Below are 15273 nucleotides of genomic sequence, written 5' to 3'. Positions count from 1 at the left end.
ATCCGGGGGGTCAGCGTCGAAGTCTATGCCTCGCCACTGACACTCCGGGGCTCCCCACGCGTACCTTCTGGGACGGGCACTCCCGCACCCGTTCGAACGTTGGCCCGAGTGGAGATCCGCTCCACCCGTCAGGCATCACCCGCACCAGGAGGCACCAGGCATGTCGGTCCCGCAGCTCAACGAGGAGAGGCGCGGCGAGGAGATCCTCGCCGTCTTCGACACCGCCTTCGGCCGGCTGCTGGCCGCGGACCCCGCGGCGTTCCGCGTGAAGTTCCGGAAGATGGCGGCGTCGGCCTTCGCGTTCTACCGCGGCACCGCCGGCCTCTTCTACCGGGACCTGGCCGAGGACCCTGACTTCGGTGACCGGCAGGGCGACGCCTACCTGGACGAGCGGACCTCCCGGGTGTGGATCCACGGCGACCTCCACGCGGAGAACTTCGGCACCTACATGGACTCCAACGGACGCCTGGTGTTCAACGTCAACGACTTCGACGAGGCCTACGTCGGCCCGTTCACCTGGGACCTCAAGCGCTTCGCCGCCTCCGTCGCGCTGATCGGGTACGCGAAGGCGCTCAGTGACGAACAGATCGGCGAGCTGGTGCGGGTGTACGCGGGCGCGTACCGCGAGCGGATCCACGCCCTGGCCACCGGAGCCAAGAGCGACGAGGTGCCGCCCTTCACGCTGGACACCGCTCAGGGCCCGCTGCTGGGCGCCCTGCGCGTGGCCCGCTCGCTGACCCGCTTCGGGCTGCTGGACTCGATGACCGAGATCCGTGACTTCGAGCGCCGCTTCGCCCCCGGCGGCGGCTCCGTCGAGCTGGACGCCGCCACGCGCTACAAGGTGCTCGCCGCCTTCGACGGCTACCTGGAGACGCTCCCCGAGTCCTCCCTGGCCCGTCCCGACTCCTACCGGGTGAAGGACGTCGTCGGCCGCCGCGGCATCGGCATCGGCTCGGCCGGTCTGCCCTCGTACAACATCCTGCTGGAGGGCAACAGCGACGCCCTGGAGAACGACGTCGTGATCTACATCAAGCAGGCCCAGACCCCGGCCGTCTCCCGGCACGTCGCCGACCCGGCGATCCGGGACTACTTCCGGCACGAGGGCCACCGCACGGTGATCTCCCAGCGCGCCCTGCAGGCGCACGCCGACCCGTGGCTGGGCTGGACCGAGCTGGACGGCGCCGGCCAGCTCGTCGCCGAGGTCTCGCCGTACGCCGTCGACCTGGACTGGAGCGACCTCGACGACCCGGAGGAGATCGCCGAGGTCGTCGCCGACCTGGGCCGGGCGACGGCCACCATGCACGCGGCGGCCGACGACCAGTCCGGGGAGTCCCTGGTGCCGTTCTCCACCGAGCGGGCCATCGACGCGGCGATCGCGGCCGACGAGGAGGGCTTCGCGCCCCTCCTGGTCGACTTCGCCCACCGCTACGGCGCACGCGCGCGTGCCGACCACCAGACCTTCGTCGACCTCTTCCGCAACGGCCGGATCCCGGGCCTGTGACCGTCGGGATTCTCACAGCCACCCTTTAGGGGTCCCTTACCGGCCCCCGTGACACACTCTTCTACTGCTATGGACATATCCGGAACCCCGCTCAGAGCCGTACGCGCGGCGCTGTTCACGGCCCTCGCCGTGACCCTCAGCACCGCGTCGCACGTGCTGCTGTCCGGGGTTCCGCTGCCGCTGGCCACGGTGACGGCGGTCGCCGCCGCCGTGTTCCTGATCGCGTACGCCCTGGCCGGGCGGCGCGAGCGCGGCTTCGGGCGGATCGCCGCCCTGCTGATCCCGCTGGAGCTGGCCGCCGACACCGTCTTCACCACCGGCCAGCACGTCTGTTACGGCCGCGCGGGCGGCCCGGTAGCGGGCCCGCTGCGCTCGGTCGGCTTCGACGTGCTGTGCGGTGACGGCACCGGCGTCCACGCCGGGATGACCGCGCCGCTGACCCGGGTCACCGGGGCGGAGACCGACCGGATGGCCTCGGTGCTGGCCCAGGCCGACCCGGGCACCGCCTGGCTGCTGCTGGGCGCGCACCTCGGCGTCGGGCTGCTCGCGGCGGCCTGGCTGCGGCGCGGCGAGCGGGCGCTGGCCCAGTTGGTCGGCGCCGTGGCCGCGACCACCTTCCGGCCGCTGCTCGTCGCCGTCGCGGCCGTGAGCGTACGCCGGGCCCCCGCGGTGCGCCGCCCGGTGCCCCCGGTCCGCCGCGCCGCCGGCGCCCGGGAGCGGATCCTCACGCACTCCCTGGGACGTCGCGGACCGCCGCGCCCGGTGACCGCCCTCGTGTGACCCGGCCCCCGGGCCGCACGAGCACCACCGAGCACAGCAGTCCCCCGTACGCACCTCCGCACACCCCCGTGTGCGCGTCCCCGGAGAGATCACCACCATGAGCAAGCGGAACAGCCAGGCGGCGAAGACGGCGGCCCGTGAGCGCCTGCGCCAGGAGCGCGAGCGCCAGGCCAAGCGCGACAAGGTCAAGCGGCAGGCCGTCGTGGCCGCCTCCATCGTCGGCGTGCTGGCGATAGCCGGCGGCATCAGCTACGCCGTCGTGCAGAACAGCAAGCCCACCGGCTGGGACAAGGCCGCCGAGGCGAAGGTCGTGGCCCCGGCCAACACCTCCGGCAAGGACGGCACCACGATCGTCGTCGGCGAGTCCAAGTCCGACAACGTCGTCCACCTCTACGAGGACCCGCGCTGCCCGGGCTGCGCTGCGATGGAGCAGAGCATCGGCGAGACCGTCAACAAGGGCATGCAGGACGGCGACTACAAGCTCTCCTTCACCATCGGCACCTTCCTCGACGGCAACCTGGGCGGCGAGGGCTCCAAGAACGCGCTGAGCGCGCTCGGCGCGGCGCTGAACGTCAGCCCCGAGGCGTTCGTCGACTACAAGACCGCGCTGTACTCCACCGAGTACCACCCCGAGGAGTCCACCGACGAGTTCGCCAAGGACGACTACCTGATCAAGGTGGCGAACTCGGTCGACGCCCTGAAGAACAACAAGAAGTTCCAGGACGCCGTGAAGAAGGGCACCTACGACGCCTGGGCGATGCGGATGAGCAAGTCCTTCGACAAGGCCGAGGGCGTCCAGTCGACCCCGACCATCAAGATCAACGACAAGATCGTCGAGACCCCGAGCACGCCGGACGCGTGGCAGAAGGCGCTCAAGGACGCGGGCGTCACCAAGTGACCCGCCGGGCCCGGTGATCGCCGTCTGACGAGTGGGCGAACTTTTGCGAGTTCGCCCACTCGCGCGCATACCGATCAGTAACCTGATCGGCCGTGACCAGTCGACACAGAGCGCCCGCAGACCGCGACCACACCGAGAATCCCGAGAACTCCCGCACCCCGAGCCGCCGTACGGTCGTCAAGGCCGCGGCGGCCGGTGCCGTCCTGGCCGCCCCGCTCGCCGCGGCGCTGCCCGCCGGTGCCGCCGGCGCGGTCCCGGCCTTCCTGCACGGCGTCGCCTCCGGCGATCCCCTGCCCGACGGCGTCCTGCTGTGGACCCGGGTGACACCCGTGCCCGAGGCCATACCCGGCTCGGGGGCCGGCCCGGACACCGAGGTGAGCTGGGTCGTCGCCACCGACAAGGCCCTCACCGACGTCGTCGCCGAGGGAACCGTCACCGCGACGGCCGCCTCCGACCACACCGTGAAGGCCGACGTCCGCGGCCTCGCGCCCGCCACCGACTACTGGTTCCGCTTCTCCGCGGGCCCCACCGACTCCCCCGTCGCCCGCACCCGCACCGCCCCCGCCCACGACGCGGCCGTCACCGGCCTGCGCTTCGGCGTGGTCTCCTGCGCCAACTGGGAGGCCGGCTACTTCTCCTCGTACCGCCATCTCGCGGCCCGCGGCGACCTGGACGCCTGGCTGCACCTGGGCGACTACATCTACGAGTACGGCACCGGCGAGTACGGCACCCGCGGCACCGTCGTCCGCCCGCACGCCCCGGCCCACGAGATCCTCACCCTCGCCGACTACCGCACCCGGCACGGCCGTTACAAGACCGACCCCGACCTCCAGGCCCTGCACGCCACGGCGCCGGTGGTGGCGATCTGGGACGACCACGAGATCGCCAACGACACCTGGTCGGGCGGCGCCGAGAACCACACCGAGGGCGCCGAGGGGACCTGGGCGGACCGGCAGAGCGCCGCCAAGCGCGCCTACTTCGAGTGGATGCCGGTGCGCCCGGCGATCGCCGGCACCACCTACCGGCAGCTACGGTTCGGCAGGCTGGCCGACCTGTCGCTGCTCGACCTGCGCTCCTTCCGCTCGCAGCAGGTGACGATCGGCGACGGGAAGGTCGACGACCCGGACCGCACCCTCACCGGCCGCGCCCAACTGGACTGGCTCAAGTCGCGGCTCGCCTCCTCCGACGCCGCCTGGCGGCTGGTCGGCAACCCGGTGATGATCTCCCCCTTCGCCGTCGGCTCGCTCCCCGCCTCGCTGCTGGGGCCGCTCGCCGAACTGCTCGGGCTGCCCAAGGAGGGCATCGCCCTCAACACCGACCAGTGGGACGGCTACACCGACGACCGCCGCGAACTGCTGGCCCACCTGCGCTCGCACGCGATCCGCAACACCGTGTTCCTGACCGGCGACATCCACATGGCGTGGGCCAACGACGTGCCGCACAACGCCGGGACGTACCCGCTGTCCGCCTCGGCGGCCACGGAGTTCGTCGTCACGTCGGTGACCTCGGACAACCTCGACGACATCGTGAAGGTCCCCGAGGGCACCGTCTCGACGGTCGCGGCGCCGGTGATCCGGGCCGCCAACCGGCACGTGCACTGGGTCGACACGGACCGCCACGGCTACGGCGTGCTGGACATCACCGCGGAACGGGCGCAGATGGACTACTACGTCGTCTCCGACCGCACCGACGCGCACGCCACGTCCGCCTGGGCCCGCTCCTACCGCACGCGCAGCGGCACCCAGCGCGTCGAGCGCGTCTACGCCCCGGTCTGAGCCTCCTGGAGGGTCTCGAGGAAGCCGAGCGCCACCCGCCAGGTGGCCTCGGCCGCCTCCGCGTCGTAGTCCTCCGGCAGTCCGGGGTCGGTGTAGAGGTGTCCCGCCCCGGGATACCGGTGCACCTCGACGTCGGCGCCGATCCGGCCCATCTGGAGGTACCAGGCGCTGAGCCAGTCGTCCGTCTCGAAGGGGTCCGGCTCGGCCACGTGGAGCTGGACCGGCAGGCCGTCGACCGAGGCGTTCGGCGCGAGGTCGGAGGTGCCGTGCAGGAGGAGCAGCCCGCGTGCCCGGTGGTCGCCGAGGGCGAGGGTCTGGGCGATCGAGGCGCCGAGCGAGAAACCGGCGTACACCAGCCCGCGCTCGGAGTAGGGCGCGGCGGCCAGCACGGCCCGCTTCAGCAGTTCTTCCCGGCCGATCCCGTCCTGGTGGGCCATGCCCTCCTCGACCGTGTCGAAGGTACGGCCCTCGTAGAGGTCCGGGGTCCACACCCGGTGCCCGGCCTCGCGCAGCCGGTCGGCTGCCTGCCGCACCGCGGGCCTCGGGCCGAGGGTCGAGTGAAAGAGCACGATGTTCATGAGGCCATGGTGCCAGCCGGGTGTGACGGCGCGACGCGGGGCGATACCCGGGGCAGGACGTAAGTCACAGGTTCACGGCGCGGTGGTGGCGGTTACGTTCGGGGGATGGAGACGATACTCCGCCCGCTGATCGTGGTCGGCGGCTCAATCCTGCTGACCCTGGTCATCGGCTGGGCCACCGACCTGTTGCTGCGCAAGGCCGACGGACGCCACCCCGAGACACCGCTGTGGGGGCTGCTGCGGCGCGCCCGCGTGCCCTACCAGATCGCGCTCTGCGCCGGCCTGCTGAGAGGGTCGTACGTCGAGGCCCGGGTGTTCCCGGAGCACCAGACCGGGGTCGGCCGGACGCTGACGCTGGCGCTCATCGGCTCGGTGGCCTGGCTGGTGGTCCGGATCGCCGCCGCGGTCGTCGAGACGTCCTACTCCCGCTACGCGCACGCCCACGCCGAACGCGACCCGGCGCGGGTGCGGCGCGTGCGGACCCAGGTGTCGCTGATCATGCGGGTGGTCACGGCGGTCGTCGGCGTGGTCGCCGTGTCGTCGATGCTGCTGACGTTCCCGGCGATGCGCGCGGCGGGCGCCTCCCTGCTGGCCTCGGCGGGGATCATCGGCATCGTCGCCGGTGTGGCGGCCCAGTCCACGCTGGGCAACCTGTTCGCCGGGTTCCAGATCGCCTTCGGCGACATGGTGCGCATGGGCGACACGGTCGTCGTGGACGGCGAGTGGGGCACCGTCGAGGAGATCACGCTGACGTACCTGACGGTGCGCACCTGGGACGAGCGCCGGATCACGATGCCGGTGTCGTACTTCACCTCCAAGCCGTTCGAGAACTGGTCGCGCGGCACCCCGCAGATGACCGGCACCGTCTTCTGGCAGCTCGACCACTCGGCGCCGATGGACCTCATGCGCGAGCGCCTGCGCGACATCCTGCGCGAGTGCCCGGCCTGGGACGGGCGCAACTACAACCTGACCGTCACGGACACCACCCCGACCACCATGGAGGTGCGGGCCCTGGTGACGGCGAAGGACGCGGACGACATCTGGACGGTGCGGGTCACGGTGCGCGAGGGCATGCTCCGCTGGCTGGCCGAGGAGCACCCCTACGCGCTGCCGCGGGTCAACACGGCGGACGCGGCGCCGCGCCCGCCCCACGGAGGCTTCCCGCCCGCCCGCCGCCCCTCGGACGCGGCCTCCCGCCGCTTCACGGGACGGCCCACCAAGAGCCTGTGACCGCTGACCCGCCCGCGCGGGTCAGCGCAGGCTGCGCACGTCCAGGTGGCGCAGGACCCGGTCGACGATCTCCGGATCGGCACCGGGCTCGCTGCGGGCCGCCAGGACCTCGTGCCGGGCGGCGCTGAGCATCTCGCCCTGGATCCGCCGGAGACGTTTGATCCGCCGCGCCCGCTGCTCGTGCGCCTCCCGGCGCTCCTCGTCCCCGAGGTCCGGGCTGATGCGTACGCCGATGTCGAAGGCGCGCCGCAGCATCTGCTCGGACAGCTCCTCCGGCAGTTCCTCGACCGACTCGATCTCCTTGAGCCGCTGCTTGGCCGCCCTGGCCGCCCGCAGGGCCAGGTCCCGCTCGAACTCCTGCTCCCGCTCCGTGTCCGCCCGGACCCCGAGCCTGCCCACCAGCCAGGGCAGGGTCAGTCCCTGCAGCAGCAGCGTGCCCATGATCACGCCGAACGCGATGAAGACGATCTCCTCCCGGTGCGGGAAGGGCGCTCCGTCGTCCGTGTGCAGCGGGATCGCCAGCGCGAGCGCGACGGAGGCCACGCCGCGCATCCCCGCCCACCACATGACCACCGTCTCCCGCCAGCTCGTCGGGATGTCCTCGTCCTGGTCGCGCCGGGCGTGCAGCCGCTGGGTCAGCCACGTGGCCGGCAGCAGCCACAGCAGCCGGACCAGGACGACGACGGCCAGGATCGCCGCCGACCAGCCGAGCAGCTCGGTCCACCGGCCGGAGGCGGTGCGCACGGCGTTGTGCAGTTCGAGTCCGATCAGGCCGAAGGCCACCCCGGTGACCAGGGTGTCGACCACGTCCCAGACGGTGTGTCCGCCGAGGCGGGTCATCACGTCGTCGGCGTCCGAGGCGTACTCGGCGAGGAACATGGCGGTGGTGAGCACGGCGAGCACGCCGGAGCCGTGCAGTTCGTCGGCGGCGACGTAGCTCACGAACGGCACCAGCAGGGTCAGCCCGATCTGCAGCGTCGGGTCGTCCAGCACGTCCATGAGCTTGTTGGATCCCCAGCCCAGGGCCAGGCCGATCACGACGGCGACGACGGCGGACAGCACCAGGTCGAGACCGGCCCGCCAGGGCGAGAAGGAGCCGCCGACCGCCGCGGCGATGGCCACGTGGTACAGGACGATGGCCGTCACGTCGTTGAAGAGGCCCTCGCCCTCCAGGATGGAGACCAGGCGGCGCGGCAGCCCCAGTTGCCCTGCGACGGCGGTAGCGGCGACCGGGTCGGGCGGCGCCACCAGCGCGCCGAGCGCGAACGCGGCGGCGAGCGGCAGACCCGGCACGATCGAGTGGGCCACGGAGGCCACGCAGGCCATGGTGACGAAGACCAGCGCGACGGCCAGCAGGAAGATGGGGCGCTTGTTGGCCGCGAACTGCCGCCAGGAGGTGCGCCGTACGGCGGCGTACAGCAGCGGCGGGAGCAGCGCGGGAAGGATCAGTTCGGGCGGGATGTCGACGTTGGGCACGAAGTCGAGCAGCGCCAGGACGATCCCGAGGACGGTCATCAGCACCGGCGCCGGCAGCCGGAGCCGGTCACCGACCGGGACGCTCAGCAGGGCCCCGAGCAACAGCAGGAACAACAGGGCGAGCTGATCCACGGTCACCGCTCCGGTGGGGTCTAGGGGCTGTGGTCTGGGCGTTCACCCGGCGGCCCCAAGCCTGCCACGCCACCGGTCCCACCGGCCGGTACGGCGCCTTCGCTACAGGCGGCGGCGCATCGCGCGGTGGGGGATCCCGGCGTCGGGGAACTCGGGTCCGTAGGCCTGGTACCCCAGTCGCTCGTAGAAACCCAGGGCGTGGGTCTGCGCGTGCAGGTCCACGGCGGTGAGTCCCCGCGCCCGGGCCGCCTCCTCGACGGCACGCACCAGCGCGGCACCGATGCCGAGGCCGCGGGCCGCCGCGGTCACCGCCAGCCGGCCCAGGGAACCGACGGCCGGGTCCCCGTCGCCGTTCTTCTCGGCGGCTGCCGCGCCGTGCAGGAGCCGGCCGGTGCCGAGCGGCACGCCGTCCTCGCGGACGGCCAGGACGTGCACGGCGCCCGCGTCGTAGGCGTCGTACTCGATGTCCTCGGGGACCTTCTGCTCGGCGACGAAGACGTCCTTGCGCACCGCGAAGCAGGCCTCGCGGTCGGCGGGGTCCTCGGCGACGCGCACCTCGTAGGCGGCCGGGGCCGGGTTCGGGGTGCTCATCCGTAGGTCTCCTCACGGACCTGGTCGAGGGCCTGCTGGAGGTCGGCGGGGTAGTCGCTGGCGTACTCGACCCACTGGCCGTCGCCGGGGTGCTCGAAGCCGAGCCGTACGGCGTGCAGCCACTGGCGGGTCAGGCGCAGCCGCTTGGCGAGGGTCGGGTCGGCGCCGTAGGTCAGGTCGCCGACGCAGGGGTGGCGGTGGGCGGCCATGTGGACGCGGATCTGGTGGGTGCGGCCGGTCTCCAGCTTCACGTCGAGCAGGGAGGCGGCGCGGAAGGCCTCGATGAGGTCGTAGTGGGTGACGGAGGGCTTGCCCTCGGCGGTGACGGCCCACTTGTAGTCGTGCTGGGGGTGGCGGCCGATCGGGGCGTCGATGGTGCCGCTGGTCGGGTCGGGGTGGCCCTGCACGAGCGTGTGGTAGCGCTTGTCGACCGTGCGCTCCTTGAACTGGCGCTTGAGCGAGGTGTAGGCGCGCTCCGACTTGGCCACCGCCATCAGGCCGGAGGTGCCGACGTCGAGGCGGTGCACGATGCCCTGGCGCTCGGCGGCGCCGGAGGTGGAGATGCGGTACCCGGCGGCGGCCAGTCCGCCGATGACGGTCGGGCCGGTCCAGCCGGGGGACGGGTGGGCGGCGACGCCGACGGGCTTGACGATCACGACCACGTCGTCGTCGTCGTGCACGATCTCCATGCCCTCGACGGGCTCGGCGACCACCTGCACGGGCGCGGGCGCCGCGGGCATCTCGACCTCGAGCCAGGCGCCGCCGTGGACCCGCTCGGACTTGCCGACCACCGCTCCGTCGACCTGCACCTTCCCCGCCGCCGCCAGCTCGGCGGCCTTGGTGCGGGAGAAGCCGAACATGCGGGAGATGGCGGCGTCGACGCGCTCGCCCTCCAGGCCGTCGGGCACGGGCAGGGTGCGGATCTCGGGAATCGTGCTCACCCGTCGAGTATGCCGGACTGCGCCGGCACACCCGAACGCGCGCTCAGTCCTTGTGGACGGTCCCGTCCGGGTCCAGGCCCCGGAAGGAGAGGATCACGATGAGGATGCCGCCGCAGACGATCGCCGAGTCGGCCAGGTTGAAGACGGCGAAGTGCTTGGGGGCGATGAAGTCCACGACCGCGCCCTCGAAGACGCCGGGCGCCCGGAAGATGCGGTCGGTGAGGTTGCCCAGGGCGCCGCCGAGCAGCAGGCCGAGCGCGATCGCCCACGGCAGGCTGCGCAGCTTGCGCGCGAGGCGGGCGATCACGACGATCACGGCCGCCGCGATCACCGTGAAGATGATCGTGAAGGCCTCGCCGAAGCCGAAGGCGGCGCCGGCGTTGCGGATCGCCGCGAGCCGCAGCCAGTCCCCGATGATCTCGATCGGCTCGTGGTGCTCCAGCTTGGCGACCACCAGCATCTTGCTGCCCAGGTCGAGCAGGTAGGCGAAGACGGCGACCGCGAAGAGCACGGCGACCCGGCGCTTGCCACGGGGGCGCTCCGGAGCCGGGTCCTGCTTCTGCTCCTGCCCTGCGTCGGGGCCGGGCCGTTCCTGCCCGTCCCCCGCCGTGTCCGGGGTCTCCGGAGTACCGATGATGCGCTCCGCCTCTGCCACGTGAGTCCCTCAGCCTAGGTCCTTGACTGAGGACGAGGGTACGGCACGCCTCCCGTCCCGGCTGCCGCTCAGTACCGGCGTTCCTGCTTCTGCTTGCATTCGACGCACAGGGTGGCCCTCGGGAAGGCCTGCATCCGCGCCTTGCCGATGGGGTTGCCGCAGTTCTCGCACAGGCCGTAGGTGCCCGCGTCCAGGCGTTCCAGGGCGCGCTCGGTCTGGGTGAGCACCTCCCGCGCGGTGGCGGCCAGCGCCAGTTCGTGCTCGCGCGTGATGTTCTTGCTGCCGGTGTCGGCCTCGTCGTCGCCCGCGCCGTCGCCGGAGTCCCGCATCATGCCCTGCAGCGACCGCTCGGAGGAGTCGATCTCGGTGCGCAGCCGGTCGGCCTCGGACTGCAGCTCGCCGCGCGCCTCCTCGACCTCCTGCGGGGTCCAGGGTTCCTCGCCGGGGCGTACCGCGAGGTCGCCGGGGTCCGCGGCGGTGCCGCGGGCCTTGGGGACGGCGGTCTTGGCCGCCGTGGCCGTGCCAGGGGTCTTCTTCGCAACCACCGTCGTGGCTCCCGTCTGCTCCGCGGCCTCGGCCGCGCCCGCTTTCTTGGCCGTGCTCTTCTTGGCCGTGCTCTTCTTGGCGGTGCTCTTCGTGGCCGTGCTCTTGCTCGACCCCGTCTTTGCTGCCCCCGTCTTTGCGGCCGCCGTCTTCCCTGCCGCCGTCTTCCCCGCCCCCGCCTTGCCTGCCGCCGTCTTCTCCGCCGGGTCCGTCTTCGCCGCGGTCTTCCTCGCCGGGCTCTTCCTGGCCGCCGTCCTCTTCGCCGGGCGCTGCTCCGCGGTGCCCTCCTCGGCGGCGCTCCGCGCGGCCGCCGTCTTCTTCTTCGCCACCATGGCCGCGGCCCCTTCACATATTGTGATCTTGCGCGCGAATCGTGCTGGGACGATAAATCGACTCCGGTCCCGCGGCAACGGGGCACGCCGCCCGACTCGCCCGCCCACCGTGCGCCGCGCGGCGAGCATGCATGCGTTGTGCCCAGCTCCCCGCCCGGTAATCCGCCGGAACACCCCCGGCCGGGCCGTCCCGGGCCCGCTCCCCGGACGGCGGCATTCGGGTCACGCCGAAACCGGTCGGCCACCGTCCCCGCGGCGCCGTACACTGGGCGCAGCGAAAGGCGTGGATGGGGACGAGTAGCGGCGTCAGCAGCCCAGAGCGACCCGGGGACGGTGTGAGCCCGGGGGCGAGCGCGACGTGAAGATCACCCCGGAGCCGCCGGAAGAAAGCCGTGGCGCGACCGCAGCGGCGAGTAGACCCGGCTCGCGACCCCAATGAGGGGGCTCACCGGAGCACACGACGCACCGGCGGGCCAAGGAGGGTGGTACCGCGGGAGCACGGCTCTCGTCCCTCCGACGGAAGGCAGCACGTCCGCCGGAGGAAGCTCGCTGATGACAACGCCTCAGTACCGCCAGGTACCCGCCCAGGTCGACCTGCCCGCGCTCGAGCACGCGGTGCTCGACTTCTGGCGCGAGCAGAAGATCTTCGCCAAGAGCCTGGAGCAGTCCGAGGGCCGCCCCGAGTGGGTGTTCTACGAGGGCCCGCCCACCGCCAACGGCATGCCCGGCGCCCACCACATCGAGGCGCGCGTCTTCAAGGACGTCTTCCCCCGCTTCCGCACGATGCGCGGCTACCACGTGGGCCGCAAGGCCGGCTGGGACTGCCACGGCCTGCCCGTGGAACTGGCGGTCGAGAAGGAGCTGGGCTTCTCCGGCAAGCAGGACATCGAGGCGTACGGCATCGCGGAGTTCAACGCGAAGTGCCGCGAGTCGGTGACCCGCCACACCGACGCCTTCGAAGAGCTCACCACGCGCATGGGCTACTGGGCCGACCTCCAGGACCCGTACCGCACTATGGACCCGGAGTACATCGAGTCCGTCTGGTGGTCGCTGAAGGAGATCTTCAACAAGGGCCTGCTGGTCCAGGACCACCGCGTCGCCCCCTGGTGCCCCCGCTGCGGCACCGGCCTGTCCGACCACGAGCTGGCCCAGGGCTACGAGACGGTCGTCGACCCGTCCGTCTACGTCCGCTTCCCGCTGACCTCGGGCCCGCTGGCCGGCGAAGCCGCGCTGGTCGTGTGGACGACGACTCCGTGGACCCTGGTCTCCAACACCGCGGTCGCCGCGCACCCCGACGTCACCTACGTCGTCGCCACGAACGGCGAGGAGAAGCTGGTCGTCGCCGAGCCCTTGGTCGCCAAGGCCCTCGGCGAGGGCTGGGAGACCACCGGCCAGTCCTTCACCGGCGCCGAGATGGAACGCTGGACGTACCGGCGGCCCTTCGAACTGGTCGAGTTCCCGGAGCCGGCCCATTACGTCGTCAACGCCGACTACGTCACCACCGAGGACGGCACCGGCCTCGTCCACCAGTCCCCCGCCTTCGGTGAGGACGACCTCAGGGTCTGCCGCTCCTACGGCCTGCCCGTCGTCAACCCGGTCCGCCCCGACGGCACCTTCGAGGAGGACGTCCCGCTGGTCGGCGGCGTCTTCTTCAAGAAGGCCGACGAGAGACTGACCGAGGACCTGGACGCCCGGGGCCTGCTGTTCAAGCACATCCCGTACGAGCACAGCTACCCGCACTGCTGGCGCTGCCACACGGCCCTGCTCTACTACGCGCAGCCGTCCTGGTACATCCGCACCACCGCGATCAAGGACCGTCTCCTCCAGGAGAACGAGAAGACCAACTGGTACCCGGACGCCGTCAAGCACGGCCGGTACGGCGACTGGCTGAACAACAACATCGACTGGGCCCTGTCCCGCAACCGCTACTGGGGCACCCCGCTGCCCATCTGGCGCTGCGCGGAGGACCACCTCACGGTCGTCGGCTCCCGCGCGGAACTGACCGAGCTGTCCGGCACCGACCAGTCGGCCCTGGACCCGCACCGCCCGTTCATCGACGACGTGACCTTCACCTGCACCCACGAGGGCTGCTCCCTCGAAGCGGTGCGCGTGCCGGAGGTCATCGACGCCTGGTACGACTCGGGTTCGATGCCGTTCGCGCAGTGGGGCTACCCGTACAAGAACAAGGAGCTGTTCGAGAGCCGGTACCCGGCGCAGTTCATCTCCGAGGCCATCGACCAGACCCGCGGCTGGTTCTACACGCTGATGGCGATCGGCACCCTGGTCTTCGACAAGTCGTCCTACGAGAACGTGGTCTGTCTCGGCCACATCCTCGCCGAGGACGGCCGCAAGATGTCCAAGCACCTGGGCAACATCCTCCAGCCGATCCCGCTGATGGACCAGCACGGCGCCGACGCGGTGCGCTGGTTCATGGCGGCCGGCGGCTCGCCCTGGGCGGCCCGCCGGGTGGGCCACGGCACCATCCAGGAGGTCGTCCGCAAGACGCTCCTCACGTACTGGAACACGGTCGCCTTCCAGGCCCTGTACGCCCGCACCACGGGCTGGGCCCCCAGCGGGGCCGACCCGGCCCCGGCCGACCGCCCGGTCCTGGACCGCTGGCTGCTCTCCGAGCTGCACGCGCTGACCGACCAGGTCACCCAGGCGCTGGACGCGTACGACACCCAGCGCGCCGGCAAGCTGCTGTCCGCGTTCGTCGACGACCTGTCCAACTGGTACGTGCGCCGCTCCCGCCGCCGCTTCTGGCAGGGCGACAAGGCCGCGCTGCGCACCCTGCACGAGGTCGTCGAGACGGTCACCAAGCTGATGGCGCCGCTGACCCCGTTCATCACCGAGCGGGTCTGGCAGGACCTGGTCGTGCCGGTGACCCCGGGCGCCCCGGAGTCGGTCCACCTGTCCGCGTGGCCGGAGGCCGACCTCACGGCGATCGACCCGGAGCTGTCGCGGCAGATGGTCCTGGTCCGCCGCCTGGTCGAGCTGGGCCGGGCCACGCGCGCGGAGTCGGGCGTGAAGACCCGTCAGCCGCTCAGCCGCGCCCTGATCGCGGTGGCGGGCTTCGACGCACTCTCCCCCGAGCTGCACGCGCAGATCACCGAGGAGCTGAACGTCGAGTCCCTCGCGTCGCTCAGCGAGGTCGGCGGCTCCTTGGTCGACACGACCGCGAAGGCCAACTTCCGGGCACTGGGCAAGCGGTTCGGCAAGCGCGTCCAGGACGTGGCGAAGGCCGTCGCGGGCGCCGACGCCGCCGCGCTCTCCCTCGCCCTGCGCGAGGGGACAGCGTCGGTGGAGGTCGACGGCGAGACGATCACCCTCGCCCCGGACGAGGTGATCATCACGGAGACGCCGCGCGAGGGCTGGTCGGTCGCCTCCGACTCGGGCGCGACGGTGGCGCTCGACCTGGAGCTGACGGAGGAGCTGCGCCGCGCGGGCCTCGCCCGGGACGCGATCCGCCTGATCCAGGAGGCCCGCAAGAACAGCGGCCTCGACGTCGCCGACCGCATCGCGCTGCGCTGGACGGCCACGGACCCGGCGACCATCGCGGCCCTGACCGACCACGCGGGCCTGATCGCCGACGAGGTCCTCGCAACGGACTTCGCCCAGGGCGAGGCGGACGACACCTACGGAGCCCCGTTCACGGACGAGGGCCTGTCCCTGGAGTTCCGCCTGCGCAAGCAGTAGCCGCCTGGCAGCACCTGGGCCCGGCCTCCCTCACGCGAGGGGCGCCGGGCCCAGTGCTGTCCGTCGGTGCGGGCCGAGGGTGGGGTTCGCCCACCAGCGCTTGCCGGGTGCCTTCCCCACTCTCGGCTTCGCTCGAGCGGGAGGT

Annotated in this window: 12 protein-coding genes; 6 read left to right on the top strand and 6 right to left on the bottom strand. The window is 72.1% G+C overall.

Translation table 11 applies throughout. The features are described from left to right. Positions 1-160 precede the first annotated feature (160 nt). The 4 genes from IG88_RS0106350 to IG88_RS0106335 all read left to right on the top strand — a co-directional run bounded on the left by IG88_RS0106350 (position 161) and on the right by IG88_RS0106335 (position 4954). Positions 161-1501 (top strand): DUF2252 domain-containing protein, encoded by a 1341-nt coding sequence (locus tag IG88_RS0106350; RefSeq protein WP_031035881.1) that lies wholly within the window; start codon positions 161-163, stop codon positions 1499-1501. Between the two features lie 69 nt (positions 1502-1570). Next, positions 1571-2281 carry a hypothetical protein gene (locus tag IG88_RS0106345; RefSeq protein WP_031035879.1) on the top strand — a complete coding sequence of 237 codons (711 nt, stop codon included), beginning with the start codon at positions 1571-1573 and terminating at the stop codon, positions 2279-2281. Positions 2282-2378: 97 nt separating this feature from the next. Then, entirely contained in the window at positions 2379-3179 is an 801-nt protein-coding gene (locus IG88_RS0106340; RefSeq protein WP_031035877.1) for a DsbA family protein, read from the top strand. Positions 3180-3271: 92 nt separating this feature from the next. Beyond that, complete coding sequence (locus tag IG88_RS0106335; protein WP_031035875.1) at positions 3272-4954, top strand: alkaline phosphatase D family protein; 1683 nt, start codon at positions 3272-3274, stop codon at positions 4952-4954. On the opposite strand, the gene IG88_RS0106330 is transcribed toward IG88_RS0106335, so the two are convergent. Continuing rightward, the gene (locus tag IG88_RS0106330) at positions 4939-5577 is read right to left on the bottom strand and encodes a dienelactone hydrolase family protein (RefSeq protein WP_420712075.1); all 639 of its coding nucleotides are present in this window, start codon (positions 5575-5577) and stop codon (positions 4939-4941) included. The two genes, IG88_RS0106335 and IG88_RS0106330, sit on opposite strands and share 16 nt — an antisense overlap. 60 nt (positions 5578-5637) lie before the next feature. On the opposite strand from IG88_RS0106330, the gene IG88_RS0106325 reads away from it, so the two are divergent. Further along, the gene (locus IG88_RS0106325; protein ID WP_031035872.1) at positions 5638-6762 is read left to right on the top strand and encodes a mechanosensitive ion channel family protein; all 1125 of its coding nucleotides are present in this window, start codon (positions 5638-5640) and stop codon (positions 6760-6762) included. A 21-nt stretch (positions 6763-6783) separates the two neighbouring features. On the opposite strand, the gene IG88_RS0106320 is transcribed toward IG88_RS0106325, so the two are convergent. The 5 genes from IG88_RS0106320 to IG88_RS0106300 form a co-directional block, all read right to left on the bottom strand. Next, positions 6784-8370, bottom strand: coding sequence for a Na+/H+ antiporter (locus tag IG88_RS0106320; protein ID WP_031035870.1), 1587 nt, complete (start codon positions 8368-8370; stop codon positions 6784-6786). A gap of 102 nt (positions 8371-8472) precedes the next feature. Next, complete coding sequence (locus tag IG88_RS0106315) at positions 8473-8961, bottom strand: GNAT family N-acetyltransferase (protein ID WP_031035868.1); 489 nt, start codon at positions 8959-8961, stop codon at positions 8473-8475. Continuing rightward, complete coding sequence (locus IG88_RS0106310) at positions 8958-9902, bottom strand: RluA family pseudouridine synthase (protein WP_031035867.1); 945 nt, start codon at positions 9900-9902, stop codon at positions 8958-8960. The genes IG88_RS0106315 and IG88_RS0106310 overlap by 4 nt, the downstream gene beginning before the upstream one ends. Positions 9903-9945: 43 nt before the next feature. Then, positions 9946-10557, bottom strand: coding sequence for a signal peptidase II (gene lspA, locus IG88_RS0106305; protein ID WP_031035866.1), 612 nt, complete (start codon positions 10555-10557; stop codon positions 9946-9948). A gap of 68 nt (positions 10558-10625) precedes the next feature. After that, a complete protein-coding gene (locus tag IG88_RS0106300; RefSeq protein ID WP_031035865.1) occupies positions 10626-11432 on the bottom strand; it encodes a TraR/DksA C4-type zinc finger protein in 807 nt (268 codons plus the stop codon). Between the two features lie 552 nt (positions 11433-11984). Between IG88_RS0106300 and ileS the strand changes: the two genes are divergently transcribed. Beyond that, on the top strand, positions 11985-15128 hold the full coding sequence (gene ileS / locus IG88_RS0106295) for an isoleucine--tRNA ligase (protein ID WP_031035864.1): 3144 nt from the start codon (positions 11985-11987) through the stop codon (positions 15126-15128). Positions 15129-15273: the final 145 nt, after the last annotated feature.

Origin of the sequence: Streptomyces sp. NRRL F-5650, from assembly GCF_000721365.1 — a bacterium.
GTDB classification, from domain to species: domain Bacteria; phylum Actinomycetota; class Actinomycetes; order Streptomycetales; family Streptomycetaceae; genus Streptomyces; species Streptomyces ardesiacus.
Note: the sequence above shows the minus strand (reverse complement) of the source record. Positions and strands in the feature narration are given on the sequence as shown.